This is a genomic window from Streptomyces sp. NPDC028419 (genome assembly GCF_055565515.1).
The window spans coordinates 214,996-238,610 of the sequence record NZ_JBVHUE010000002.1 but is presented as its reverse complement, the minus strand read 5'-3'; the positions used below and the strand labels follow the sequence as shown (position 1 = coordinate 238,610).

General features: G+C 76.2%; 17 protein-coding genes. 1 reads left to right on the top strand and 16 read right to left on the bottom strand.

Features of this window, described 5'->3' with window-relative positions; all coding sequences use genetic code 11:
• Window positions 1-39 precede the first annotated feature (39 nt).
• A complete protein-coding gene (locus ACZ4UB_RS03420; protein ID WP_468067961.1) occupies window positions 40-1,110 on the top strand; it encodes an RNA ligase (ATP) in 1,071 nt (356 codons plus the stop codon).
• On the opposite strand, the gene ACZ4UB_RS03415 is transcribed toward ACZ4UB_RS03420, so the two are convergent.
• From ACZ4UB_RS03415 to ACZ4UB_RS03340, 16 genes are all read right to left on the bottom strand, one after another.
• A complete protein-coding gene (locus ACZ4UB_RS03415; protein WP_468067959.1) occupies window positions 1,111-2,382 on the bottom strand; it encodes an SUKH-4 family immunity protein in 1,272 nt (423 codons plus the stop codon). It lies immediately after the preceding gene.
• Window positions 2,383-2,436: 54 nt separating this feature from the next.
• The gene (locus ACZ4UB_RS03410) at window positions 2,437-3,228 is read right to left on the bottom strand and encodes an AfsR/SARP family transcriptional regulator (protein WP_468067958.1); all 792 of its coding nucleotides are present in this window, start codon (window positions 3,226-3,228) and stop codon (window positions 2,437-2,439) included.
• Between the two features lie 114 nt (window positions 3,229-3,342).
• Window positions 3,343-4,800 carry a hypothetical protein gene (locus tag ACZ4UB_RS03405; protein WP_468067957.1) on the bottom strand — a complete coding sequence of 486 codons (1,458 nt, stop codon included), beginning with the start codon at window positions 4,798-4,800 and terminating at the stop codon, window positions 3,343-3,345.
• Complete coding sequence (locus tag ACZ4UB_RS03400) at window positions 4,797-6,260, bottom strand: hypothetical protein (RefSeq protein WP_468067955.1); 1,464 nt, start codon at window positions 6,258-6,260, stop codon at window positions 4,797-4,799. The genes ACZ4UB_RS03405 and ACZ4UB_RS03400 overlap by 4 nt, the downstream gene beginning before the upstream one ends.
• Window positions 6,257-8,353, bottom strand: a complete 2,097-nt coding sequence (locus ACZ4UB_RS03395) for an ATP-binding protein (RefSeq protein WP_468067953.1) — start codon at window positions 8,351-8,353, stop codon at window positions 6,257-6,259. Before ACZ4UB_RS03395 ends, ACZ4UB_RS03400 begins: the two co-directional genes overlap by 4 nt.
• A complete protein-coding gene (locus tag ACZ4UB_RS03390) occupies window positions 8,346-10,130 on the bottom strand; it encodes a hypothetical protein (protein ID WP_468067952.1) in 1,785 nt (594 codons plus the stop codon). Before ACZ4UB_RS03390 ends, ACZ4UB_RS03395 begins: the two co-directional genes overlap by 8 nt.
• On the bottom strand, window positions 10,127-12,268 hold the full coding sequence (locus ACZ4UB_RS03385; RefSeq protein WP_468067950.1) for a phage tail protein: 2,142 nt from the start codon (window positions 12,266-12,268) through the stop codon (window positions 10,127-10,129). The genes ACZ4UB_RS03390 and ACZ4UB_RS03385 overlap by 4 nt, the downstream gene beginning before the upstream one ends.
• Window positions 12,268-14,544, bottom strand: a complete 2,277-nt coding sequence (locus ACZ4UB_RS03380; protein WP_468067948.1) for a putative baseplate assembly protein — start codon at window positions 14,542-14,544, stop codon at window positions 12,268-12,270. Before ACZ4UB_RS03380 ends, ACZ4UB_RS03385 begins: the two co-directional genes overlap by 1 nt.
• 19 nt (window positions 14,545-14,563) lie before the next feature.
• The gene (locus tag ACZ4UB_RS03375) at window positions 14,564-15,046 is read right to left on the bottom strand and encodes a GPW/gp25 family protein (protein WP_468067947.1); all 483 of its coding nucleotides are present in this window, start codon (window positions 15,044-15,046) and stop codon (window positions 14,564-14,566) included.
• Window positions 15,047-15,123: 77 nt separating this feature from the next.
• Entirely contained in the window at window positions 15,124-18,153 is a 3,030-nt protein-coding gene (locus ACZ4UB_RS03370; RefSeq protein ID WP_468067946.1) for a hypothetical protein, read from the bottom strand.
• Window positions 18,150-19,679, bottom strand: coding sequence for a hypothetical protein (locus ACZ4UB_RS03365; protein WP_468067944.1), 1,530 nt, complete (start codon window positions 19,677-19,679; stop codon window positions 18,150-18,152). Before ACZ4UB_RS03365 ends, ACZ4UB_RS03370 begins: the two co-directional genes overlap by 4 nt.
• Entirely contained in the window at window positions 19,676-20,341 is a 666-nt protein-coding gene (locus ACZ4UB_RS03360; protein WP_468067942.1) for a phage baseplate assembly protein V, read from the bottom strand. The genes ACZ4UB_RS03365 and ACZ4UB_RS03360 overlap by 4 nt, the downstream gene beginning before the upstream one ends.
• Window positions 20,342-21,427 (bottom strand): phage late control D family protein, encoded by a 1,086-nt coding sequence (locus ACZ4UB_RS03355; protein ID WP_468067941.1) that lies wholly within the window; start codon window positions 21,425-21,427, stop codon window positions 20,342-20,344.
• Window positions 21,420-21,596 carry a hypothetical protein gene (locus ACZ4UB_RS03350; RefSeq protein ID WP_467956253.1) on the bottom strand — a complete coding sequence of 59 codons (177 nt, stop codon included), beginning with the start codon at window positions 21,594-21,596 and terminating at the stop codon, window positions 21,420-21,422. Before ACZ4UB_RS03350 ends, ACZ4UB_RS03355 begins: the two co-directional genes overlap by 8 nt.
• Complete coding sequence (locus tag ACZ4UB_RS03345) at window positions 21,593-23,032, bottom strand: CIS tube protein (RefSeq protein WP_468067940.1); 1,440 nt, start codon at window positions 23,030-23,032, stop codon at window positions 21,593-21,595. Before ACZ4UB_RS03345 ends, ACZ4UB_RS03350 begins: the two co-directional genes overlap by 4 nt.
• Window positions 23,029-23,613 (bottom strand): phage tail protein, encoded by a 585-nt coding sequence (locus ACZ4UB_RS03340; RefSeq protein ID WP_468067938.1) that lies wholly within the window; start codon window positions 23,611-23,613, stop codon window positions 23,029-23,031. Before ACZ4UB_RS03340 ends, ACZ4UB_RS03345 begins: the two co-directional genes overlap by 4 nt.
• Window positions 23,614-23,615 lie beyond the last annotated feature (2 nt).

The following is a 23,615-nucleotide window of genomic DNA, read 5'->3' as shown; positions in this document are numbered from 1 at the left end:
AGTGACCCACGAGGAGAACCGCATCCGAGGAGAGCCGACATGTCGACGCTGCGCGTCACCGCCGAACCCCTGACCGTCCACACCCATCCGAACGCCGATGCCCTCGAACTGGCCCAGGTGGGCCTGTACCGCGCCGTCGTCGCGAAGGGCGCCTACCGGACCGGCGAATGCGCGGTGTACATCCCGGAGCAGGCGGTCCTCCCGGCCGGGCTGATCGACGAGCTCGGGCTGACCGGACGACTGTCGGGCAGTGGGGCGGACCGGGTCAAGGCGGTCAGGCTGCGCGGCGAGCTCTCCCAGGGCATCGTGTGCCGACCGGCGGCGTTGGCGGACGTGGACCTGGTCCGTGCGGCCGGCGAGGGGACGGACTTCGCGGAGCTGTTGGGCATCACGAAGTGGTCGCCGCCGATACCGACCAGGATGAACGGCGCCGTCGAGGCCGCGCCGGACCTGCTGCCGTGGGTCGACATCGAGAACCTGCAGCGCTACCCGGACCTCTTCGCCCCCGGTGAGCCGGTCGTGCTCACCGAGAAGCTGCACGGCACGGCCTGCCTGGCCACCCACGTCGTCGAGGGCGGCCGGACCCACGTCTCCTCGAAGGGCTACGGCGCCAAGGGGCTGGCCCTGGTGGAGGATCCGCGCAACCTGTACTGGCGGGCCGTCCTCGCCCACGACGTGCCCGCCGTCGCGGCCCGGCTCGCCGCGCGGCTGGGCGCGACCCGGGTCGGCATCTTCGGCGAGGTCTTCGGGTCGGGGGTGCAGGACCTGACGTACGGGGCGGACGGGCGCGCCGAGCTGCTCGGCTACGCCGTCTTCGACGTCTCGGCGGAGATCGACGGACAGGTGCGGTGGCTGGACCCCGCCGCCGCGCTCCTCGACGGCGAGCTGCCGCTGGTACCGCGGCTGTACGAGGGGCCCTACGACGCCGACGCCGCGCTGGAACTGGCCACGGGCCGGGAGACCGTCTCGGGGAACGCCCTCCACCTGCGGGAGGGCGTGGTGATCCGGCCGGTCACCGAGCGGTACAGCCCGGTGGTGGGCGGCCGGGCCATCGCCAAGGCGGTCAGCCCCGCCTACCTGACGCGCAAGGGCGGCACCGAGTACGAGTGATCAGTAGCCGTCCACGCCCAGCTCGGTGATGGACGCGAAGAGGTGGCCCCAGGCGTCCCCGCCGGGGGTCGCCTCGTCGAGGGCGTCCGGTGCGTGGGCGCGGACCTCGGCGCGGAAGTCACTCTGCCCGTCCTCCGCCGGATACGGGTCCCAGCAGGCGCCCATGAAGCGGTGCACGGCCTCCAGCAGGCGCAGGAAGGTCTCCGTGTCGCGCGCGAAGGGGAACGGGGCGGGGAGCGCGTCGTCGTCCGGGTCCCCCCGCGTCAGGGAGACGGTGCCCGTCTCCGGCTGGAGGAGGACCTTTCCCTCGTCGCCGTAGCCGAACTCGAAGGTGCCCAGGTGCAGCAGCCCCGCGGCGTCCGCGTCCACCGCCCAGGGCTCCTGCTCGCCGAAGGCGAGCTCGAAGCCGCTCACCCCGGCCGCCCAGCGCCGGGGCAGCCCCACGGCGGTGAGGAGCTCCCGGGTGGGCCGGTGCGCCAGCGCCGCGGGCAACCGCTGCTCGGGCAGCCGGATCACCAGGTCGCTGAAGACGGCGTCCACGCGGGCCGCGTCCAGGGGTGCGCCCGCCGGGGAGGGGTCGACGAACCACGGTGTCGCGGTGGCCTCTTCCCAGGAGTCGTAATCGGCGCCGCCGGTCGGCCAACCCGCCTCGACCACGGCCTCGTTGCGCTCCACGACCGCGATGCCCCGCGCCTCGACGATCAGGAAGCGGCCCCCGCCCAGCGCGACCGGCTCCTCCCAGGTGCCCGGGCACTGGAGGGCCCACGCGTCCTCGTCCGTGTCGAAGAGGAACGGCCCGTCGTCCCGCGCCTCTTCGTCGCGCTCGGCGAACTCGCCCGCCGCGGGTGCGGGGCGAGGCGCTCCGGTCTCCAGGTCGAACCAGCGCTGCGCGGTCCACAGCGACCAGACCTCCAACAGGGGTCCGCCGGCGGCGGTTCCCTCCACCGGATCGAAGACCGTGGCGGACCGGTCCCCGCTCAGGTTCGGCTCGGCGCGGTACGCGCCGACCGGTCGCCACCAGGCCCACACCGTCCGCCAGGGCAGGCCCGGTTCGGCGGCGGCCACCTGGTCGGCGTACGCGTCCCGTCCGAGCACCTTGGCGGCGAAGTGCAGCCGGGAGGCGAATTCGGCCCGTACCACCTCCACCGGCCCGAAGACGGCTTCGGCCTGGGTGAAGACCTCGTACCCCTCCCCGGATCGAGCGGTGTCGGTCAGTTCGCGGGCACGGCCCTGGCCGATGGAGAGCAGGGCGGTGGGATCATCACAGGTCACGGGCCCATCCTGCCACCGGCCCTGATGTCGACCCCACCGAGGGGTGGTCCCGGGTCAGTTGCGGGCGGCCGCCTGCCTGGCCCGCAGGCGCGGGGTGATGGTGCGACAGAACCGCGCTATCAGCTCGGACAGTTCGCGACCCGGATCCACCCCCAGCTCCCGCCGCGTGAGTTCGCGGTAGGCGTCGTACGTCCGCATCGCCTCGATCAGATTGCCCTCCCCCAAGTGGGCGTCGATCAGGGCCCGTTGGGCGCTCTCCCGCAAGGGCTCCGCACCCACCGCCACGAGCGCGGATTCGACCGCCTCCGCATGGCGCCCGGCCCGCCCCAGCTGGCGGCTCAGTGCCTCCAGCGCATGCAGCAGGCGTTGACGCACCCGCTCCCGCTCCAGCAGCACCCAGTCGTCGTACCAGCCGGGCAGCAGATCGAGGGCGTCCGTACGCCACTTGAGCGCGGACAGGTCTTCGCCGGTGGCGGTGCCGCCGATGAGCCGTCCCGCCCAGCCGTAGAGGACGTAGAGGTCGACCACGGTGTGCTCGCGCATCGCGAGCGAGCACTTGTCGGAGTCGAGCAGGTCGATCCCGGCGGCCTTGAGCCGCCACAGGGCCGAGCGGAGGTTGCCCGCCGCGCGCAGGTCGTCGCCCGACGGCCACAGCGTGCCCGCCGCGTGCCGACGCTCGACCCGGCCCCCGTTGAGGGCCACGAAGGCCAGCAGCCGCTTGCTCCCCTCCGGAACGTCCAGCCGTCTTCCCCGGTGCACCACGCGCGGACCACCGATGAGGTGGAGGGTCGGTGCGTCCCCTTGCCCCGGTACCCGGGCCACCGACTCGCGGAACTGCGTGGTCAACGTACTCGTCGTATGCAACGTGCTCGGCGTATTCATAGGCGGTCCCCCCTGCTAGAAAGCCCGCCATGGATACTATGTGCACTGCGTCACGGATCAGTCACCGACTGCTACAGGTCATTCGGTCGAGTGGGTCCCGGCCGCCGCGCCGGTCACCTCCCCCGGGCTGTAGCAGGAGCGCCGCTGCCGCCCGACGAAGGCGACCCAGTTGGTGAGGGGGCGACCCTGTTCGTCAGCGGGGACCAGGACGTCGACGGCGGCGGGGCGGTCCAGCGGGATCCGGTCGCGGTGCTGGGCCTCCTCTACGGCCTGGGCGACATCGGCCGTGCCGCACCAGCAGTACCGCACGTCCACCTGCGGCCCGAGGAAGGTCTCGATCCGACCGAGCGCGGCGGCGGACGGGGAGAGCGGGGAGACGTCATCGCTGCCGCCGCCGTCCTCGGGGGCCAGCGGCAGGTAGCCGGCGGGCGGCAGTTCGGTGATCCCGAGGCGCTCCAGGGTCTCCGGCTCCGGCACGTCGACCGCCGCGGGGGCCGACAGCCGCCCCGCGTCGAGGCCCTCGACGAGCAGGCCCAACTCCCGCCCCAGTTGCTCCTTGGTGTGGCTCTGCAGGAAGGTCTGCCGGCCCAGCCGGGCCAGTTGTTCCAGCAGCGGCTGGAGATCCGTCCGGGGCGCCGCCCGCGCGGCCGTCAACTCCGCCAGCTGGCACTGGAACTGGAGGATCTGGGCCATGAAGACGTCCCAGGGCCGCATGCCCGTCCGCGCCTGCCAGTACCGGTACGGCGGGGGCGCGCCGCGCTCGCGGCGGGCGGTCCAGGTGTCGACCTCCCAGGCGGCGGCCGTGCCCGGGGCGCGGCTGAGCACGGCGAGCCTGACCCCCTTCGCCTTGCCCGTGAGCGTGGGCGGGGTCCAGCTCCGCGGCAGGTCGGCGGCGCCCGGTCCGTAGGGCCAGGCGGAGGCTTCGGTGCGCTCCGCCGCGAAGAGGCGGGAGGCGAGCCAGTTGCGCCGGTGGTCCGCGGGCCGGTTGTCCAGACCGGGCTCGGTGGCCTCGGTGAGCCGGATGCGCACGCCCTCGGCGCCGTAGGGGCTGCGCGTGGTGCCCGCGCCGGAGCAGGGGTCGTCGCAGTAGCTGCCCTGGACCGGGGCTTCGCCGTAGGGCCAGGAGGCGGGGACGGCCTCGACGTACCAGAAGGCGTTGGGTCCGGGGGTGAGGCCGCCGAGCGGGAGGGTGATCAGGCGTTGGGAGCGCAGCGGGCGGCCGTCGGGGGCGACGGCGAGCCCGCCGCCGACGCGCAGGGTGGCGTCCTTGACGCTGACCTCGTACCCCTCGGCGACGCCGGGACCGCCCGCCTCGCCGACGGCCAGGGCCAGCTCGCGGGCGTAGTCCTGGATCCGGTTGAGGTGTTCGGCGCGCAGGAACAGGCCGTCGAAGGCGGTCAGCCGGTCGATGCCGCCGCCCGCCGTCGCGGGGGTGCCGTCGGACGCCGGGGACCCGGGGCCGGCGGCGACCGGTCCCCCGGGCGGGGCGGGCGGGGTCGTGGCGGGGGACGGGGGCGTGCCCTCGGTGACGGTCATGCCTCGCTCCTCCCCGTCGCCGACACGCGCGGCAGACGTACGGTGATGATGGCGTCGTTGCCTTCGTCGGCCGTGCCCGGCGGACCCCCGACCACTCCGGCGAACGGCACGGCCGGGTCCTTCCCGTAGAGCGGCTTGGAGCCGGTGCCGCGGACCCGGATGCGGACGGTCTCGTAGGCGGGCCGTTGGTCGAGGTCGACCTTCACCCGGTGGCCGTCGGTGGAGATCCGGATCCCCGCGACCTCGTCGTCGGCCCAGCCCCGCCCCGCGTCGGAGAGCGAGCTGATCTCCACCCCTTCGGGTTCGGCCGACCCCGGGGCGAGCGGGGCCGTGACGTCGAAGCTCAGCACCGTGTGCTCCCGCGACCAGGTGAGGGAGTCCGGGACCAGCCGCGGACCGCCGGCGTCCGGCGCGGCGGGGGCTCCGATCAGGCCGGGGGCCAGGGCGCACAGCAGTTCCTGGACGGTGGTGGTCGGCAGGACCGCGGTACGGGCCCCCGCGTCCAGGGTGACGGCGCCGATCCGGACGCACTCCTCGTACTGCGTGACCTCCACCGTGAGGCGGGCCAGCACCACCGCGGCGTGGTCCTCCGTCACCGGGGCCCGGGGCGCGCACGCGTCGCCCTCCGCCCGCTCCGGTGCCTGTGCGGTGGCGTCCAGCGCGGCGAGCCGCCGGAAGGCTTCGAGCAGGGCCGGGGCGCGGCGCGCCTCGGGGACCCGCGCCACCTCGGCCGCGGCGCGCCGGGCCTCCTCGCCCGCCCGGTCGCCCGGCAGGACCTCGTCCAGCCCGAGCAGGACCCGTACCCGGTGGTACGGACGCCAGGGGGCCGGTGCCTTGGAACGGATCGTGATCCGCGCCGTCTCGACGATCCGGGAGAAGTCGTCGTGGCGCCGCGTCACGTCGCAGGGGTCGGCGAGTGCGGGCACCGGCCGGTCCGGGCAGGTGGCGAACTCGGCGAGGACCCACGCCTCGACGGTCCTCGACGGGGGCGGGCAGGGCGGGGGCTGCGCGGGCGCTCCGGGCACCGGGTCGGGGGGTGCCTGACCGGGATCCGGGTGGCGTGCGGCCCAGGCCGTGGCCCAGTCCGTGAGCGAGACGCACCAGGCCGTCTCCAGGCTCAGCTCGCGCCCGAGCCCGTCCACGGCGAGTCCGGGCACCACGCGCAGTTCCCCGCCGTCGCGCCGCACGCCGAGGCCCCACACCACGCCGGGGCCATGCAGCCAGGCGTTGTGGAGCATCTGCTTGCCGCGCGGATTCCCCATCAGGACACGGAAGTCGTCCTCCCCCAGCAGCATCCCGAAGGCCACGCGCAGCGCGAGGAACGGGTTCGCCGCGACGTCGTCCCCGGCGCAGGGGCCGGGGTCGCGGGCGGTGCCGCGGGGGTCGTCGGTGGGCAGGTCCGGGGCGGACGCGCCGCCGCAGCCGCACGGGCTGGTGCTGCCGGTGCCGAGCGCCGTCATGATCTCTCCTCCTGAGTGGGTTCCTGCGGGGGCCTGCGCCGATCGGACTCCTCGACGGGCGCGGTCGGTTCGGCGCCGGCCAGGGCGGTCGCGGCCCGGCGGTCGACGGGCGCGGCGCCCGGGTCGGGGCCGCCCCCGGGGAACGGCCGGCCGGCCTTGGCGTACTCGCGCCGCATCGCGTCGAGGAGGTGGTCCTGGTGGATCGCTCTGCCCTGGTCCGCGGCGCGGAAGGCGCCGCCGATGGCGGCGTTGCGGATCCATCCGCCCGGGACCGGACAGCGCCGCGCGAGCGCGGCGAGGTCGACCTCGGGGTGCAGGAGGCCGGGCGGCAGGTGGATCTCCCACAGCCGACGGCGTCCTTCCGCGTCGGGGAAGGGGAAGTCCACGACGAAGTCCATCCGGCGGGTGAAGGCGGCGTCGATGTTCTGCCGCAGGTTGGTGGTCAGCACGGCGAGGCCGTCGAACCGGTCCAGCCGCTGGAGCAGGTAGGCCGTCTCCATGTTCGCGAAGCGGTCGTTGGACCCGGAGACCTCCGTCCGGGTGGCGCAGAGGGCGTCGGCCTCGTCGAGGAGGAAGACCGCCTGGGTACGCTCGGCGACCTCGAAGCACGCGGCGAGGTTCTTCTCGGTCTCACCGATGTACTTGGAGACCAGCTCGGACCCGTCGACGACCAACAGGTCGCGCCCCGCCTCCGCCGCAAGGACCTCGGCGGCCAGTGACTTCCCGGTCCCGGAGGGCCCGGTGAGCAGCAGCCGCACCCCCCGGGCCGCCCGGGCCGCTTCCCGCAACCGCCAGTCGTCCAGGACGAGGGCCTGGTCGCGCAGGCGCGCCACGGCGTCGCGCAGCTGCCGGCCGGACTCCCCCGCGAGCACCAGCCGGGACCAGCGGGCGCGCGGGGTGAGCAGTTCGGTGCCCGGGGGCAGCAGCGCGGCGGCCCGGGCCCGGATGGCACCGCGGACGTCCTGCTCGACGCCCTCGTCCGCCGCGCCGAGCGCGGCCCGGCTGTGGACGTCGAGGGCCACCTGTGCCGTGAGCGCGGGGTCGAGGGGGTGTCGCGCGGCCAGCTCGGGGGCCCGCTCGGGGGCATCGGGCAGGGCGGCGCGCCACGCCGCCCGCCGGTCCCGGGCACCGATCGGGCCGACGGGCACGGTCAGTACGGGCCACTGCGGGCCGGGTCGGACCGTCCCGGGTGCGGCGCAGACGAGGAGCGGGCCCGGCAGCCGGTCCAGGGCGGGGACCACGGGACCACGGTCGCCGGTCGGTGTCGGTGCGATGAGCAGGGGCACCGCGCCGCGCAGCGCCGCGTGCAGCCCCAACAGCCCCATGGCCACGGGGTCGTCGGGGCGGGCGCGGGCGGCGGTCAGTCCGAGCCCGGCCGCCCGGGCGAGCGCCGCGCACCGGCTCAGCGCGATGGTCTCGTCCCGGTCCGGCACGAGCAGGACCCGGGGTTCGGCGGAGCACAGCGCGGCCACGGCGCGGGCGGTCTCGGGGCGTTCGAGCCAGGTCTCCAGGCCGGCGACCGGCGGGCCGGGGTCGACCGGGGCGAGCGCGGCGGGCCAGGCGGGATGCCCGTGCAGCGCCTCCCACACCTGGTCGGCGAGGGTGAGGGAGCGTTCGTGGAAGGGGCCCTCGCCGGTGAGCACGAGGACGCCGCCGCGCACGGCGGCGCCTTCGTGGAACAGCCGGCGCAGCATCACCCGGGCCGGGACCCCGCTCCCGCCGCCGTCGCCGGGGCGGTCGCTGAGCAGGCAGGCGAGGCCGACGCTGGGGTGCGGGGCGCCGCCGGGGTGCATGGCGCGCAGGGTTCGGGCCAGGCCCTCGTGTTCCTCGGGGAGCCCGGCGAGCAGGACGAGTTCGCACTCCAGCGGGCTCAGCCCGAACCGGTCGACCAGGCGCCCGAAGGGGGTGGCGAAGAGCGGGGCGGTCGGGTCGCCGATCACCGCCCGGCTCGCGGCGCCCTCGGCCCAGGCCCGGAGGAACGCCGAGGGCGCACCACCCGCCTCGGCGCTGCACGTACGGTCCAGGAGGTCGGCCAGCCGGAGGGCGACGGTGGCCGCGCGCGCCGAGAGGTCTCGGCTGGTGCGGTCAGACATAGCGGTACCTCACGACCGCGCCGAGCCAGCCGAGCCAGCCCGGGTCGAGGTCCAGTCCGGCGCGGCGGACCACGGGATCGGTGTCCGCGGCGGGGAGCGTCGCCTCGATCCAGCCGGGCTCGGCGGTGATCCGTCCGTCGCGGCGGGCCATCGCCGCCACCGCCGCCATCGGCTCGACGGGGGACGCGGCGGCCCGCTCGCCGTGCAGGCGTACGGCGGTGACGCGGGCCCAGTCCGCGGCGAGTTCGGCGATCCGGGCCCGCTCGGCCGGGGTCGCGGGGGCGGCGGCCAGGGCGGTGGCGGCGCGGTCGGGCCCGAGCCCCGCCAGGGCGAGCAGGGCCGCGTCGTCGGCCGCGGCGTCGGGCAGCAGGAGCCGCGCGACGTGGTGGAGCACCCAGGACAACGGGCGTGCGGCGAGGTCGGGTTGGTCCAGGACCCGGTCGGGGAGCCCGGTCTCGGCGGCCGTGGCGAGGAGGAAGAGCAGGCCGGTCCAGTCGGTGGCCACGCCCGCCGCCGGACCGGGCGGCCGCGCGGGGGTCGCGGACCGGGGCGGTACGGTCCCCCGCGCGCGGGAGCCGTCGGCCCCGGGCGGGACCGGGAGCCGGGGCGCGACGGGGTCGGCCGGGGCGCCGGGCTCCCGCGCGGCGGCCAGGGGCGTGGGGACCCCGGCGCCCCGCACGGCAGCGACCGGCGCGGCGGGGGGCCCGGTGGGGGCGGGGACCGGGGCCGCGGCGGGCGACGGGGCGGGATCCGGTGCGGGGCGGACGCCCGGGTCCGGCGGCGCGAGGTCCGCGCCGTGCTCCGCGGGCGCACCGACCGGGCCGCACAACCGCTCGGCGAGCTCCTCCACCAGGCCGGCCGGCGCAGGGCGCAGGAGCAGGGCCGGGGCGGTGTCCGCGACGACCAGCACGGCCCACGCGGCCCGCAGCGGCGCGGTGGGGCGCAGCCGGGACGACCTGATCAGCTCCGCCAGCGGCGAGGCGGCGGCCAAGGCGGTCGCGAGCGTGGCCGCGCGGGCGCGGGCCGCCCGGTCGGGCGCTCCGGCGGGGGTCGCCCGTACCCCGGCGGCGGGCGCGGTCCAGGTGGCGTCCGGGGTGAGCCGCGCGGCCAGCAGCTGCCAGCCGGCTCGGCCCAGGGACCGGTCCAGGGCGGCGAGCCCGGCCCGCTCGGCGGCGCGCAGCAGGGCGGCGGGGGTCTGTCGGGGGTGCCGGTCCAGGGCGGCCAGGATCGCGGGGCCGGGCGAGGCCGACGGGTCCGGGTCCCCGGCGCGCAGGATGCCGGTCTGCCGCCAGGCCCACAGCCGGGCGGTGCGGCCGGTCGCGAGTCCGGCGATCGCGTCGGCCAGCGCCTCCCCGTCGTGCCGGTAGTGCACGACGGTGCCCGGGCGGCCCTCCCGGACGGTCTCGTCGATCGCGGCCGCGACCGCCTCGGACCAGGCCCGGGCGAGCGCGGGGTCGGGGCGGTCCAGGTCGAGGGGAACGGTCAGGTCGAGGCGGGGCAGGCACCAGCGGCCCGGCGGGAGGTCCAAGGCGCGCAGGGCCGTTTCGAGGCCGCCCCCGAGGGCGTGCCGTAGCGGACCGCGCAGCCGTCCGGGATCGGCCGCCCCCGTGTCGGCGGCCGGTCGCAGGATGACCGAGAGCCGGTCGACGACGAGGACGGGACGCGCGGCGTCCCCCTGTGTCTCGGACACCGCCGCGCCCGGACGGCCCGTGTGCTCGGGGGTGCGCGAGTCGGCGGTGGCGCCCGGTCCGGGCGGGGTGGCGGGGGCGGGGCTCATCCGACCCTCACCGCCCCGGCGATGGAGGTCTCGCCGACGCGCGCGCCGACGGCGGGGACGCCGACGATGCCGTCGTCGCCGATCCGGACGCTGCCGACGACGGCGGGCCCCCAGGCGGCTCCGGGGCCCACGACGGAGGTCAGTCCGAGGTGGAGCGTCCGGCCGATCCGCATCCCCGCGCCCAGCGGGCAGATGTCGACCAGGGTGTGCGCGGGCTTGTGGGCCTCGACGACGGCCCGGACCACCTCCAGCTGTTCCGCGCCGAGGTCGGCGGGGATCAGCACGCTGAAGCGGTGTGCGGTGGCCGTGTATCCGTCCTCGCCGGGTCGGGTGCCGCCGATGGTGAAGCGGCCCAGCGCTCCCGAGGTGCTCGCGGCGCCGCCGACGGCGGGGGCGGGCGGCCCGCCGGGTCCGGCGCCGAGTACGGCCCCGCCGAGTCCGCGCAGCCGCCAGCTCTCCACGACGCTGATGGGCAGCGGGAGGAAGAGGCGCAGGATCCGTTCGAGGCAGGCCACGGTGCCCCGGATGCGGAAGAGGTCGTAGGCCTGGGCGACCAGCGCGCGCCGGGCGGGGACGGGCCAGCGCCGGTCGAGGGCGAGGCCCAACAGCCCGGCCAACCAGCCGAGGGCTTCGCGCGGGGTGGTGTCCGGGTCGAGCAGCAGGGTGCGTTCGGCGGCCCGGCCGTCCAGCTCGTGCAGCAGCCCTTCGGCGGGGGCGAGGAACCGCTGGAGGAAGTCCGCGTCGCCCTCGTCCCGGCTCCAGGCCCGTGGCAGCCGGCCGGGCAGTCGATGGCCGGGCCGCTCCACCCGTAGCCCCCGCACGCGCGGGGTGAGCCGGCGGGTTCCGGTCAGCTGGAGCACGATCCACAGGTACCGGCCGGGCGGAGCCGTCACGGGGGCCTCGTACGTGTCGTACCCGTCGTCGGGGGCGATCTGCGCCCAGGGCCATTCGCGCCCCGTCGGGCGGCGGAAGAGCGGCGCGGGGTCGGGGAGGTGGGTGGCGACCTGGTCGGCGGAGGGCAGCGGCGGCGTGAGCTCGGGGTGGCGCACGATCCGCCCGCCCCGGACCGGAGGTGTCCGGGGCAGCGGGTCGGGGACGGTGTCCTCGTCGCTGGTGAGGCAGCTGATCCGGACGTCGGTGCCGGGCGGGACGCACGCGTCGAGGAACACCCGCCCCCAGCGGGTGCGGTACTCGGCGGCGTCCAGCCGGTAGCAGAGCACCCGGCCCGTGGGGGTGTAGCGGGCGGCGGGTCCCGCCGTACGGGCCGTGCCGTCGGCGGTGGTGAAGGCGATCCGGCCGTCGGGGGCGACGGTCACGGCTCCGCCGTCGTAACCGGGGGCGCGCAGCGGTTCGATCTCGGCCCAGGAGGCTCCGTCGGGGCGGAAGAGGCGCAGCGGCCGGCCCGGGCCGCGGGCCACCACCAGGGTGCCCTCGGCGGTGAAGTCGAGGTCGCCGGCATCGGGCACGACGAGCGGTCGGGAGCCGTCCGCCCGGGCGACCACGGCTCGGCCGCCGCCCGGTCCGGTCCACAGGACGTGCACCTGTCCGGCGTGGTCGGCGATCCGGGTGGGCCGCAGGCCCGCGGCTCCTGTCGGGGGGCGCAGCACGGGCCCGGGCCGCGGGTCACGGCGCCCGCGCAGGACGACGAGGCCGGCCGGCCGGGTGAGCAGGGCGACGACGGCGCCGCAGTGGGCGGTCAGGTCGAGCGGCCGCCGGTGCGGCCGGGCGGCGTCGCGGACCGGGACGCGGCGCAGCGGCCGTTCGGCCCAGAGGTCGACCACCTGGACGGCGCCCGCGCCGGATTCGGCGATGTAGAGGCGTTGCGCCGTGTCGACGGCGAGTCCGCGCGGGACGCACAGGGTGCCGGGCGGCTGGTGCGGAGCGCCGGCGGTGGACCCGGTGCGCGCGGCGGGCAGGACGTCGACCCGGCCGGTCCTCGGGTGCGACCGGTAGGCGCGGCCCCACCGGTCGAAGGCCAGCCCGGCGGGCCCGTGCCCGGCCGCTGGGGGACCTCGCTCCGGCTCGGGCTCCCAGGCCAGGCAGACCCCGCCCTCGTCGAGGAGCGCCGTCGATTCGTGGGCGCAGCGCGCCCATTGATCCGCGTCGGCGAGCAGGCCGAGCGTCCGGTCCGCGTACATCAGCACACCTCCGGGGGCAGGGGGACGACGACGGGGTCGCCCGGGGACGGCGGAGGCGTGCCGTAGCCGGCGCCGACGGGCAGCGGGGTGCCGGTGACCACGGTGATCTCGGAGAGCCGGGGGACCTCCCACGGCCGTAGGGGGACGAGCGGCATCGGTGTCCACACCGGGCCGGCCGCCCCTGCCGGTGATTGCGTCCCCGTTCCTGTCCCTGTCGCCGCACCCGCACCCGCACCCGCACCCGTCGCGGACGGTGTGGCGCGGCGGGCCAGCAGCAGTTCGTCCTCGATGTATTCCAGGCCCTCCACCTGGACGGCCACGGCCTCCAGTTCCGCGCGCCGCACCGCCCGGCCCAGCGGCCAGCCGCCGCCCTCCGGCCCGTACGGCGGGAGCGGGGCGAGGTACTGGCGCAGGATCAGCTCCACCCAGCGGCGCACCGCGTCGCTCTGGTAGCCCTCCCGGGTCCGGATGCCGACGGAGAGCGCGATGTCCACGTAGGTGGGAGGGATGACGTACAGCTCGGTGGTGACCAGCCGGCGCGGATCGAGGTACGCCGCGACCTGGCGCAGCAGTGCGAGGTCGGGCAGGGGCGCGCCCGGGTCGCGCAGGTCCTCCGTCGGGAAGACGAGCACGCTGATGACGCCCGCCGCGGGCTGGGTCGGCGTGTCGGGGTGCAGCAGCGGGAGGGCTTCGGCGCGCCGGATCCCGGGCACTTCGAGGGCCAGCGCCCGGAAGTCCTCGGCGGTGACGGCCCGGTCGCGGCGGTGCACCTCGGCGGGCAGGGCGTCCAGGGCGTCGGCGAGGGACGCGGGATCGGCTCCCCCGGTCGCGGGGAGCGGGTTGGTGACCTTCACCCCGGCGACTCCGGTGAAGGAGTCCATCGCCCCGGGCGCCACGTTGCCCGCGGAGCCGCCGCCGTACCGGTAGGAGAGCACCCGGATCCGCTCGCCGATCCGGGGCAGTCGGCCGCGCGTACCGAAGCGGACCACGCCCGCTTCGGCGTCCAGGGTGTAGTGCCGGTCGAGGGGGCCGCTGGTGGCGAAGGATTCGACTTCGGTCCAGGGCAGCCAGCCGTCGGCCTCCTCCACCTCCAGGCGGACGCTGCCCGCGACCACGGGGCGCTGGGTGAGGCGGAAGGCCTGGCCCGCGTCGGCCGTGCCGGTGCCGAGGAGTTCGGGCGTGGCGGTACGGGCCTGCAGGGCGCCCACCGCATTGATCCCGACCCAGCGGATGCGGTGGATGGCGTCGTTCTCCCCGGCCGGACGGCGTACCCGGAGCCAGCACAGGACCCGCGCGGCGGCCTTCTCGTCGTCGAGCGGGGGCGGGCTGTCCGCGCCCGCGCCGCCCACGGCGCCCCGGGCGTGGGTGGGGAACGCGGACGGCAGGGCGAGGGAGACCACGCCGCGAGCGGTCAGTCCGCGGGTGGTGTCCGCGAGGACGTCGAGCGGGGTGAAGGCGGACGGGCCGGCGGGGCCGTTCCACAGCTCCCAGAGGAAGCCGGGCGGCGCCGAGAGGAGCTCCGAGGCGCGCAGCCGGGTCGGGTCCCCGGGGGTGCGGGGCACCAGGTCGTAGGGGCGCGGCAGTTCCTCGTCGGGGAGGACGCCCAGGAAGATGCTCCGGCCGCGCAACGCGCGCGGGTCGGCGGAGTCCTTGGCCAGCAGCGCGATCCACAGGCACTGGTCGAGGGTGGCGGCGACGTCGAGCGGTGCGGCGGCCCCGCCCAGGGGATCGGTGGGCACGGCGGTGGTGACGTAGAAGGACACGGGTGCGCCGGCGCAGGCCCGCTCACGCTCGGCCGGCGGGAGCGCCTCCACCGCGTTCTGCCGGCGCCGCTTCTCGGTGGCCGCGCGCGCGGGGTCGTCGGCGGACGGGGCCGGGGCCGCGGTCTTCCCCACCGCCAGGACCTCCAGCGGCCAGGCCACCACCTCGCCGTCGGTCTCGAAGGGGACGGCGCCCGCGCGGGCTTCGGTGCCGCGCAGGACCTGGACGCCCGCGGGCCGTTCGGTGTCGAGGACCAAGAGGGTGCGGGCGATCAGGGCGGGCCGGGGGCGGACGCCCAGCAGCCGCAGGAACGCGACCTTGGTGGTGTCGGGGATCTGGTTGAAGCGGAAGAGCAGGGACTCGCCGAGGTGGGCGAAGAGTTCGAGCAGGGCGATGCCGGGATCGCCCGCGTTGTGGTCGGTCCACTCGGGGGCGTAGACGGGGATCCGCTTGACCAGCTCGTCCCTGAGCTGCTCGAAGGTGCGGTCGTCGAGGATGGGGCCGATCAGTGGCATGCGCGCTCCCGTCCCTCCGCTATCGCAGGTAGAAGGGGTAGACGAGATTGTCGGGGCGCAGGTCCAGGAGGTGGACGTAGGCGATGTCGATCCACACCATGGTCGGCTCCTCCCCCGGGGTCACGGCGACCTCGGTGACCCTGATCCGCGGCTCCCAACGGGTGAGCGCCTCGCTGATCTCCGCGCTGATGGCGCCGCGGGTGGCCGGGGTGTTCGGTGCCATCAGGTGGCGGCGCAGTCCGCAGCCGAAGGTGGGCCGCATGACGCGCTCGCCGGGCTCGGTGTCGAGGATCGTCTCGATCGACTGCCGGACCACGGCGGGCCCGCTCAGCCAGGCGGGGGCTCCGGGGCGGTCCCCGGCCGCCGGTCCGCTTCCCGCTGTGCCCGCTGCCGAGGGGCGCAGCGGGAAGCGGATCCCGGTCCCGGTCCCGGTCTCGCCTGCGGATGGTGCTCCCGGTCCGTAGCCGCCGGGGGCGGAGGTGAGGGCGTCGATTGCTGCCATGCCCTCCATGCTCCGCACGGACCGTCACCACAACGTTTCCGGCGGGCCATGGCGAGGGGTCCGGTCAGGGAGGGGCCTCATCCCCGGCGTTTGGCGAGGATCTTCGCGATCTGCCCCAGCAGCAGCGCCTTGGCCTCGTGGTACCACGTGATGGCCTCGTTGATGCGCTTCTGCGGGTACCACTTGCGGGCTCCGGCCCACTGGGGCCAGGGCACTTCCTGGCGGGAGGAGTTGGGGCCCTTCTCCTGCATGCGCAGGTTGCCCGTCTGGTGCACCAGCTCCGCCCGCTCCTCGGGGTGCAGCCGTGCGACGTCGGGGATCTCGGCGAACTCCTTCTTCGCCACCACGTGGTCCACGCTCCAGGACGCGCGCGGGACCGGGTTCTCGCCGTACTCGTCCTTGCCACCGGCCCGCTGGTAGGTCACGGCGCGGTGCGCCGCGGGTACCTTGGTGCCCTCCAGCGTGTCGTAGATCGACCGGCCGGCCTGCTCCCGCTTCCTCGCGCGTTCGGCCTCGATCAGGTCCAGCTTGACGCCATTGGCCTTGCGGGCGTCCAGCTCCCTGATGTGGACCATGACCATCCCCCGGGTGACCAGGGCGGGGGCCACGTCGGGATACGCGTCCCGCAGGATCGCCCGTTCCACCGGGGTGCTGCCCTGTCCGACCTTCCCGGCTCCGACGGCCTCCATCCGCCGGTTGAGGGCTGCCAGGTGGACGCGTGCCTCCTCGTCGTCCGGGACGGGCACCTCCGCGGCCGGCTTCGCCGTGGTGTCGGCCTCCACGAGCGGGAGGTTGTGCGTCGTGGGGTTCATCGAGGCCGTGATCTGCCAGGCGTTGCCGTGGAGTTCGGCCTCCAGTGCGGTGAAGCCGTGCGCCTTCTTGATGCCCGCGAGGGCGTCCCGGAGTTCGACCGCGTCATACGGGTCGCGGTGGGACGTCGCGGCGACCTCGCCGAGCGCCTTCAGGCCGGTGAGCCAGCGCTGTTGGACGGCGGGCGCGGGCACGACGGGCTCGTCCGGCTCCGCCTTCGCGCCGGCCGGTTTCGTCCCGGCCGCCTTCGCGCCGCTCGCCTTCGTCCCGGCCCGTGTCGCGGGGCCCGGTTTCGCCCCGGCCGGGGGTGGGGTGGCCGCGGCCCCCTTGGTGGTGGGCGGCGGGGCGGCCGGACGGGCGGCCCCCGCCGCCTTGCCCGCCCCGGCAGCCGGCGGCGCCGCGGTTCCCGGCTCCGACCAGCTGCCGCGCTTCGGCTCGTCCTTCGCCGCCTTCGCGGGCAGGCGGTCGCCGACCAGGTCCGACAGGAACTTCTCCGGGGCGAAGTCGACCTCCCCGAAGGTCACTTCGGGCACCGTGCCCGAGCCCACGACGTGCTCCACATCGGCCCCGATCCCGAACTCGCCCGGCAGCGGGTACTCCCGCTGGAAGAGCGGCCAGTCCCACCGGTGATCCGGGACCGGGGACCACCAGGGGCTGTCCAGCTCCACGAAGAGTGCGCCGCCGAGGCCCAGGAACGGCTGGGCGGCGATCTCCATGTGCCCGGCGAGGAAGAACTCGCCGTGCTTGCCCGCCTTGGGGTCCGCGACCTCGCGGTAGCCGATCCGGGGGGTGGCCTCGACGTAGCCGCGGATGCCCGCGAGCGCGCTGAGCGCGAGGCCCGCCTTGATGTCGTGGCCGACGAGCGTGGCGCCGGCGCCGCCCTCGGCGGTGAGCCGGAGCCCGGCGGAGGCGGAGACGTTGAGGGTCGCGGTCAGCCCGAAGTCGCGCAGCACCTCCGGCTTGGTCGACCAGGTTCCGGTCAGCTCGATGTGGTCGAGGGTGGCCGGGCCCAGCACGGCGAGGGCGTCGAGCCCGATGTTCGCGAAGAGGAAGACATTGCCGACGAGCGGGACGCCGTAGGCCGCGCGGACCTCGAACCGGGCGAGCTGCTTCTGGTAGCGGCGCTCCGCGAAGAGCGGCTTGTCCATCCTCGGGGTGATCTTGCCGACCACGGTGACGTCGCCGAGGTGGTCGACGATCACGAGCGCCTCGCCGCTGAGCCAGTCGGCGAGCCTGACCTGGAGCGTGCCCCAGCCCGCGACCATCCGGGGCCCCGGTGCGGCGACCGGCACCGCTGCCGCTACTGGGGCCGGAGCCGAGGACGGCGCCGCCGGTTCCGCGGTGCCGGCGCCGGCGGCCAGGGGTGCGGCCGCCGCCTTCGCCCGGTCCGGCAGCTTGCTGTCCGTCAGCTCCTTGGCCGTCTTCGCGTCGGTGGCGACCAGCGTGAGCTCGCCGTCGAACTTCTCGTTCGTGTACCGCACCGTCCCGCGCACGTCGACGGCGCCCGCCCCCAAGGCCGCCGTCAGCTGTCCGGTGAATCCGCGCAGCAGTACGTCGACGCTCGCGCTCCCGGTCAGGGCGCCGTCGGGGCCGCGCCGGACCGGGACCGCCACCGCGCCCAGGCCGGCCACCGCTCCGCGCGCGACCGCGTCGAAGGTGACCACCTCATTGGCGAGGCCGAAGCCGCCGGTGGCGCTCAGGAAGCCGCCGAGGGTGAAGGACATCCCGCTGACGTTCACCACCAGGGTCGTGCCGCGCAGTTCGTTCTCCACGCCGGGCAGCCGCAGGCCGCCCAGGCCCGCCCAACCCAGCGCGTCGGGGTGCTGCTCCATGAGGTCGAGCAGGGCCCGGCCGCCGCCGAGCAGTCGGCCCTTGACCACCGCGGAGGCGTGGCCCTCCAGCACCCCGTCGTGGACGCGGAGGGCGAGGACCGGCTCGATCCCCCGGGCGCGCAGCGGGTGCAGCAGGGGGTGCAGGAGCGGGACCGGCTGGAAGGCGTCGCCCGGTCCGGTGACCAGGGCGCCGCCCTCCGTCCGCCGCAGGTTCAGGGTGCCCGCGGCCAGCTGTCCGAGCCGGACCGGGACCGGACCCCCCGCGGCCCCCAGGGCGTCCAGGTGGGCGGCGATCGCGGGGGTGGCGGTGAGCTCCGCGCCTCCTTGGAGGGCGAGTTCCTCGACGAGGGCCCCACCCGGTGCGGCTCCTGCCGGGACGGGAGCCGGCACCGGATCGAGGACCTTCGCCGGCGCCGGCACCGCCTCCGGCGCGCGCACCGGCACGGGTTCCGCGCGGGCGCTCATCCTCCGGCCCCGCACAGCGGGTCGGGGGGTGAGGTCTCCGGCTCGGGTCGGGGCACGGGCCCGGGCGGTGGCGGGGTCAGGGCGTCGAGGAGGTCGTCCCCGTCCTCGTCGGCGAATCCGCTGCCGGGGTCCTGGAGCCGGGCGGCGGCGCCGGGGCTGCCCATCAGGGCGTCCAGGTCGGCCCGTTCGTCGTCGCCCATCGTGGACAGCTTTCCGCCGGCCGCGAAGTAGGCCTTGAGCGCGGCGAGCGCCTCCACGGACGGGGGCAGGCAGAAGCGCAGCGCCAGCAGCCACCAGAGCTGGAAGAGGAACACCACGATCGGCAGGAACATGCTGAAGACGAAGAACGCCACGATCATGAGGATTTCGAGGGCGAAGGTGCAGGTGCGGGCCGTCGTGCCGCCCACGGAGCCGCCGCTCGGGGTGCCGCCGCCGGGATCGAAGGAGAACTGCGAGCCCGGCGGGCTGGTGACGGCCACTCCCCCGAGCCCGGGCGGGCCGCCCGCGCGGGCGGCGACCGCCCTCAGGTCCGGCAGGGTGAGCGAGGTCGTGCGGTTCTTGGTGCCTTCCGGATCGTAGAAGGCGGCCAGCCGGAAGCTCTCCGTCGGCGCGCTCCACGAGGTCTCCACCGGGCAGTGCTCGTGCCCGGGGCGCGCGGTACGGCGTACGAAGCAGGTCAGTTCGTAGAGGGACTGCGGATCGAGCTTGGGGGCCCCGAGGTCGTCGTGGTCGCCGGAGGAGACCGGTACCAGGCCGAACCAGAGGGAGCGGGCGGGCGGCGCCGGCCGGTCCGGGCAGTCACCGGAGCGCGGCGGCAGCCGCCACATCGGGAACTCCTCTTCCTCGTCGGCCGGGCGGCCGGGCGGTGCGCTCCCGCCGAGGGGACGCCACTGCCCGCCGGCGGGTCCGGTCATCCACGCCTCGGTGTGCTCCTCCAGGCCCACTTGGTCCAGCAGTGCGCGCTGCTCCTCGGCGAAGCGGGTCCGCGCCAGGTCCGCGCGCAGGACGTCACCGGCCTCCGAGGTCACGAGGCCCGCCGGGGCCCGCTCCGCGCCGAGCAGCTCCGCCGTGAGCCGGCCCGCGAGCCTGCGCAGGACCTGCGGCGGCGCGGTCAGGTCCATCCGGCGGCGGCGCATCACGAACCCCACCTCCAGCCCCTCCGCGGACTGCGGGCGGGGCAGCCCGGGCCGGTCGCAGAACAGCTCGACGACGACCGCGTAGAACCGGTCGTGGCTGGGCTGGTAGAGCTTGCGCAGCCCCGTGCGGACCAGGCGGTGGGTGGCGAAGCGGGCCCGGCCCGGCTCCCGGTCGCCGAGCGCGACGGGCACCGGGTAGGACCAGACGTCCTCGGCCCGGTCGAAGCGCAGGGAGGCGCGCGGGTCCGCGAGGAGCCGGGTGACGAAGTCGGCGCGGTCGTACTTCTGGAGGGTCGGGGCCAGCGCCCTCGGGTCGAAGCGGTCGAACCCGCCGCGCTCGCAGGTGTACCAGGGGGCGAGCACGCGGAAGCCGTGCTCGGCGGCGCTCACCAGATGTTCCCGGCGCCGGGCGTGTAGGCGGGGGACACGATCCCCTGGTCGACCATGAGGGTGCCGACCCGGACGATGCCGCTGAAGGCGGAGTATCCGGCGGTGACGTTGACCACGGGCGCGGTGACGTCGAGGGAGGACACGGCGTGGATCTCGACGGCGCCGCCGGTCAGCCGGACCACGCAGCCGCCGCTGTGCCGGATGGTGATCTGCTGCGTGGCGTCGTCGAGGGTCACCTGGTGGCCGGAGGCCATGGTGATGCGGACCTTGGCCGCGCCGGGGGTGTCGTCGAACTGGAGCCTGCTGTCCTGCCGGGAGCGCAGCTGGCGCAGGTCGTTGGACGGCTGTGGTGTGTGGGGCAGGGCCGCGCTGCCGTGCCAGGCGGCGCCGAGGACGTACGGGCGGCGCGGGTTCCCCGCTTCGAAGGCGACGACGACCTGGCTGTCGACCTCGGGCAGCACCAGCAGTCCCTGTTCGTCGTCGGCGTACGGCGAGCACAGGGTGGCCCAGGCGCGGACGTCGCGCTCGCCCTCCTTGCCCATCCAGGGGAAGCGCACCTCGACGCGGCCGAGCCGCTTCTCGTCGACGATGTCGGTGACGAAGGCGGGGTAGACGCCGAAGTATCCGGGGACGGAGCCGTCCGCGGGGGCGGGCAGGGTCATTCACACCACCTCGTTCATTGAAGGGCGTTCGGCGTCGAAGCGGGTGCGGAAGCCGTGCTCCGGGTCGAAGGTGTGCCGGATCCGGGTGACGTGGTATCCCTCCCCCTCGAAGGGCGCGCCGACGGAGCGGAGGGTGAGCCGGCCACCGACGACCAGGTCGGGGCTGCCGTGGGTGGTGCCCGCGACGCTGACGAACCGGCGTCCGCGGCGCAGCATTTCGGCGCGGGCCCAGGCCCGGGCCTCCTCGGCGGTCAGGGCGCTCTCGCGGATCCGCAGGCTGGTGGCGGGGCCGAGGGCCTGGGTCAGCAGCCGGGCGCCGGTGCGGCCGCCCGTCGTCTCGGCCTCCACGGCCTCGGGGCCGGCACGCTCGTCGATGCCTTCGCCGCGCTCGGCGTCGTAGCCGGTGACGACGGTCTCGCTGCGCTGGTGGGCGAGGTCGGCCACGAGTCGGACGGAGAGCAGTTCGCTGCCGTAGACCAGGGTCTGGGGGGCGCTGCCGCGGCTGCCGCGGGGGCGGAAGTGGAGGGTGCGTCCGCTCGCCCACAGCTCGGCCTGGATCAGCCGGGCCCGCTCGCGCAGGAAGGCGAGGTCGCTCTGGTTGAGTTGGTGGACCAGGTCGTAGCGGGGGCCGGGAGCGTCGGCTTCGACGCCGAGGCCGTGCTCGGCGGCGACGGCCTCGGCGAGGGCGGCGTCGGTCGTCTCCCGGTAGGTGCGCACCCGGCGGGTCATGCGCAGGCGCATCAGGGCGTCTTCGGCGTGCACGAGGACCTGGGGTGGTTCGCCGTCGCCGAGGACCAACTCGATGGCGGAGACCACCCCGTCGAAGACGTGGCGCAACCGGTCCGCGGGTCCGAGGGCGACCTTGAGGGCGCTGCCGAGGCCGATGGTGCTCCCGTCGAGGTGCAGCAGGCGGTCCTGCGGTCCCTTGGCTCCGGCGCCGACGGCGAGGAAGTGCGCCCGCAGGGTGCGCAGGCCCTCGGTCCCCTCCGCGACGTCGAGGTGGACGCAGTCCCGCGCGAGGTCTCTGACCAGCGCACCGCCGACCTCGAAGACGGGTGATACGGCCGCGACCACCGGCTCAGTCATCGAAGGCCTCCGCCCCGGTGCGGGCCGCGAGCCAGGCGGCGCGCTCGCAGGCCTCGCGGTGACGGTCGGCGGCGGCGTGCGGATCCGCGGCGCCACCGGCCGGGGCCGCCGGTCCCTGTCCGGCGGCGGGCACGACGTCGGTGTGCAGTTCTCCGATGTACACGCTCATGGCGGGCCTCCTCGCGGTGTCCATCTCAGGGTGCGGGGGCCCGCGTCACGGCGGCGTTGCTCACAGTCGGCGGCGGCGCGGCCGGGCGGATCGGGCGGGAGCCGCTCCCACGGCGCGGCGCCGGGGTCGGGCGCCGGGACCTCCTGGCGGCGGGCCCGGTCGGCGAGGCTGCGGCCGCCGCCCGCCTCGACCTCGGCGAGGGTGCCGGGATCGGCACGCGCGCGCAGCGGTACGCCCCGGCCGTAGCCGAGCGAGCGCCGGTCGGGCGCGGCCGGGCCGGGGGCCGGCGGCGGGGCGGTGGGCGGCGCGGTGGCGGGTGGCGCGGTGGGCCGACCCGCGGCCGGCGGCACCTCGAACGACTGCCTGGCCCGGGCGGTGGCGCGGTCCACCGCGGCGCCCGTGACCGCGGCCGCCGCCGCGGCGATGCCGCCGCCGGCCGACAGCGCGAAGCCCGCCGCGACCGGGTCCGCCGCTCCGCCGTAGCCCGCGCTCCCGGGACCGGCGACGCCCGGTGCGCCGCCCGCCGCGGGACCGCCGGAGGCGCCGTCCCCCGGCGCGATGCCGCCGCCGATGCCGAGGTCGGCGCCGCCGCCGATGCCGAGGGCGCCGGCGAGTCCCGCCACGGAGGTGGCCGCCACGCCGCCGGCGGAGGTCGCCGCGAAGGGCCCGGCCCCGGCGAAGGGGACGGTGACCTCGGCGCCGAGCTGTACAGCGGCCCCGGCCGCCAGGGTCAGCGGACTGTCCAGCCCGTTCATCGCACCGCGCCACCCGGCCGGGTCCAGGCCGAGGCGGGAGAGCACCTGCTGGGCGGATTCCCCCTCCCGCGCCCGCACGACCCGGTTCGGGCGGCCGGTGCCCGAGGTGCCGGGCGCGGCGCCGGTGCGGGGGGCGCCCGGTGCGGTGGCGGCTCGGGCGTCGCGGGTACCCGGCCCCTCGGCGTGGGCCTCGTAGGCGAAGTTCTGCTCGACGAGGGTGACGCCGACCTTGGCCCGCAGCGGGGTGCCGTCGGGGGCGAAGTGGTCGAGCTCTTCGGTGACCTGGGTGACGATGCCGTTGTAGCGGAGGGTGCCCCAGACGAAGCGGACGACGGGCGGCGGGTCGGCGGGCTGGTCCGGCGGCGGTTCGGCGTACTGGCGGACCAGGGCGGTCCAGCGGCGCACGTCCACGTACTGGCCGCCGGAGCGTTGTTCGGTGGTGTCGAACTCCAGGTCGAAGGTGAGGGTGGAGCCCTCCGTCGCGGGGTGTTGGCGCTTCTGGGAACGGGTGGTGGCGCCGCCGCGGTCGACGGTGTTGTTGCGGCTGATCCGCAGGGAGGTGGGGTTGAACTGGACGGGCACGGCGGGGCCGTCGTCCACGACCAGCGGTGGTTGGTCCTTGGCTCCGGCGCCGCTGCGCGCCAGGCGTTGCAAGGTGGCCTGGGCGAGGGGGGCGCTCACGTGGTGCGCTCCAACCGCAGGCCCTCGTGGGCGATGTGCAGTTCCTCCATGGCGATCTCCCCCGTCTTCGCGTGCAGCGATGGGCCGATGATCTTCAGTGGCAGTCCGCGGGCGAAGGTCCAACGGGCCACCACCCGCTGCCCGGTGGGGTCGAGCACCTCGATGTCCCCGTCGTAGCGGACGGGGGGCGCGGCGCCGCCGACCGCGTCCTGGAGCCAGTCCCACAGGCTGGTGTCGGCGCTGCCGTCCGGTGTCGCCAGGAACATGCCGCGCCTGAGGACGAGCGGTTGGAGCCGGACCCGGCCGAGCCGGCGCACCGATGCGTCGTTCGCCCCGCCCTGGGCGTACTCGCGGACGTCGACCTCCAGGCCGAGCCCGGTGCACTCCTGGAACCCGCCGTCGCCGAGCCGTTCGGGCGCGGGGGCGGCGGGGCCGCGGTCCGCTCCGGTCGCGCCGACGGCCGCCGCGGGGGCGGCGTGGGTCACGTGCGCGAGGACGGGGGGCGGCTGGTCCGTGCGGCCCGGGGCGGCGCTGCGGGTGAGCCGGACGCGGAAGCGGAAGGTCTGTACGGCTTCGGCCACGG

Bases quoted from the DNA above. Each gene is read 5' to 3' on its own strand.
- ACZ4UB_RS03385 (WP_468067950.1), bottom strand. From the start codon at position 12,268: ATGTACGCGGACCGGACGCTCGGCCTGCTCGCCGACGCGGATCAATGG.
- ACZ4UB_RS03395 (WP_468067953.1), bottom strand. From the start codon at position 8,353: ATGTCTGACCGCACCAGCCGAGACCTCTCGGCGCGCGCGGCCACCGTC.
- ACZ4UB_RS03390 (WP_468067952.1), bottom strand. From the start codon at position 10,130: ATGAGCCCCGCCCCCGCCACCCCGCCCGGACCGGGCGCCACCGCCGAC.
- ACZ4UB_RS03400 (WP_468067955.1), bottom strand. From the start codon at position 6,260: ATGACGGCGCTCGGCACCGGCAGCACCAGCCCGTGCGGCTGCGGCGGC.
- ACZ4UB_RS03370 (WP_468067946.1), bottom strand. From the start codon at position 18,153: ATGAGCGCCCGCGCGGAACCCGTGCCGGTGCGCGCGCCGGAGGCGGTG.
- ACZ4UB_RS03375 (WP_468067947.1), bottom strand. From the start codon at position 15,046: ATGGCAGCAATCGACGCCCTCACCTCCGCCCCCGGCGGCTACGGACCG.
- ACZ4UB_RS03405 (WP_468067957.1), bottom strand. From the start codon at position 4,800: ATGACCGTCACCGAGGGCACGCCCCCGTCCCCCGCCACGACCCCGCCC.
- ACZ4UB_RS03380 (WP_468067948.1), bottom strand. From the start codon at position 14,544: ATGCCACTGATCGGCCCCATCCTCGACGACCGCACCTTCGAGCAGCTC.
- ACZ4UB_RS03355 (WP_468067941.1), bottom strand. From the start codon at position 21,427: ATGACTGAGCCGGTGGTCGCGGCCGTATCACCCGTCTTCGAGGTCGGC.
- ACZ4UB_RS03420 (WP_468067961.1), top strand. From the start codon at position 40: ATGTCGACGCTGCGCGTCACCGCCGAACCCCTGACCGTCCACACCCAT.
- ACZ4UB_RS03350 (WP_467956253.1), bottom strand. From the start codon at position 21,596: ATGAGCGTGTACATCGGAGAACTGCACACCGACGTCGTGCCCGCCGCC.
- ACZ4UB_RS03360 (WP_468067942.1), bottom strand. From the start codon at position 20,341: ATGACCCTGCCCGCCCCCGCGGACGGCTCCGTCCCCGGATACTTCGGC.